The 589-nt window shown below is 66.0% G+C and carries 1 protein-coding gene; it reads left to right on the top strand.

The window, feature by feature from the left end; all coding sequences use genetic code 11:
- The coding region (locus D1614_RS28430; RefSeq protein WP_147384398.1) for a molybdopterin-dependent oxidoreductase at positions 1-589 on the top strand (589 nt) is incomplete at both ends.

Here is a 589-nt window from a genome sequence, read left to right as displayed (position 1 = left end):
GCGTTTTCGATGGGTGTGAATCAATCGACAGCGGGCACGGACAAGGTCAACAGCATCATCAACTGCCACTTGCTCACGGGCCGTATCGGCCGCGCGGGCATGGGGCCGTTTTCGATTACCGGCCAGCCGAATGCGATGGGCGGCCGCGAAGTGGGCGGTCTTGCCAACATGCTGGCCGCGCATATGGAACTGAACGAGCCTTCGCATCGCGACCTCGTGCAGGCGTTCTGGGGCGCTCCTCGCATGGCCGACAAGGTTGGGCTCAAGGCCGTCGACCTGTTCAATGCCATTGAAGACGGGCGCGTCAAGGCCGTGTGGATCATCGGCACCAATCCGGTGGTCAGCCTGCCTGATGCGGACCAGGCGCGCCGTGCGCTGGCCAAGTGCGAACTCGTCGTCGCTTCCGACATCGTTGAAGCTACCGACACGACCGTGCTGGCCGACATCCTGCTGCCGGCGCTCGGCTGGGGCGAGAAAGACGGCACGGTGACGAACTCCGAACGCCGCATCTCGCGCCAGCGCGCCTTTCTGCCGGCCCCCGGCGAGGCGCGCGCCGACTGGGACGTCATCGCCGACGTCGGTCGCCGCA

It is taken from the genome of Maribellus luteus, from assembly GCF_003576475.1.
GTDB lineage: Bacteria > Bacteroidota > Bacteroidia > Bacteroidales > Prolixibacteraceae > Draconibacterium > Draconibacterium luteum.
Note: the sequence above shows the minus strand (reverse complement) of the source record. Positions and strands in the feature narration are given on the sequence as shown.